Raw genomic sequence first — 1,011 nt, 5'->3', positions numbered from 1 at the left:
GCGCAGGGCATCACCGATGCGGGCCGTGGACGGCCTCTGGGTGCCACTCGTCATGATTGCGCTCTCAGCATGTTCAATCCCATACCGTCAGCTCGGTCCGCCGTACAAGCCGGAATTTTATGTGTTCTGTATAGAACAACTTTGTTGACTTATACAGAATTCCCCACCAGCATCCAGATGAATTTCGAGGAGGCGGCGGTGCCATGAGGCGAGCCTTCCCCGCCAGCATACGGATGAAGGAGCGATGATGAGCCAAGACGATATTGCCGAAGCCAGGCGCAGTTCGCAGAGTTGGTACTGGTGGGGCATCGCGACGTTTTTCCGCTGCCCGGTAGCGGAGACTCCGGCCGATGTGGATATCGGCCTGGTCGGCGTGCCGCACAGCTCCGGAAACGGCTCGACGGAGCGCGACCAACATCTTGGCCCGCGCGCGGTCCGCAACGTGTCGGGCTACTATCGCCGCTCGCACGGGGTGCACGGCTTTTCGCCATGGGATGCCGCCAAGATCAGCGATCTTGGCGACGTTCCCCTGCCCGAGGCCATGAACAACGAGGCCTGTGTCCGCGACATCGAAGCCTTCTACGCCCGGCTCGACGCCGCCGGCACAAACCCGGTTTCCATCGGCGGCGATCACTCGATCACCGGGCCTATCATCAAGGCCATCGCCGGACCGGGCCGGCGCCTGTCGGGAGGCCAGCCCTGCTCGCTGATCCATTTCGACGCGCACACCGATTCCTACGACAACATGCCCCACTGGCTTGGCGCGAAGCGTTCGGCGGCGCACTGGGCGGCCTATACGGCAAAGGAAGGTGCGGTCGACCCGGAACGCAGCATCCAGATCGGCATGCGCGGTCATCCGGCGGCGGATATCCACACCGGCGGCGTTGGCGGCTCGAGTCGCGCTCTGGGCTATCGGGTTGTTACGATGGACGAGTTCGAACGCTTGGGCATAGAGCGCATGGTGGAGATGATCCGCGAGCGGGTTGGCGATCGCCCCGCCTACATCACCTT

2 protein-coding genes are annotated in these 1,011 nt (G+C 63.2%); both read left to right on the top strand.

Features of this window, described 5'->3' with window-relative positions; all coding sequences use genetic code 11:
* Positions 1–207, top strand: a 207-nt coding sequence (locus EN994_RS35755; RefSeq protein WP_206530564.1) for a hypothetical protein, incomplete at its 5' end; no start/stop codon positions are given.
* 40 nt (positions 208–247) lie between these two features.
* Positions 248–1,011, top strand: a 764-nt coding sequence (locus EN994_RS32945) for an arginase family protein (protein ID WP_164746501.1), incomplete at its 3' end; no start/stop codon positions are given.

Source organism: Mesorhizobium sp. M7A.F.Ca.CA.002.09.1.1, assembly GCF_003998555.1.
Lineage (GTDB): Bacteria > Pseudomonadota > Alphaproteobacteria > Rhizobiales > Rhizobiaceae > Mesorhizobium > Mesorhizobium ciceri.
This window is presented reverse-complemented; position numbering and strand designations above follow the sequence as displayed.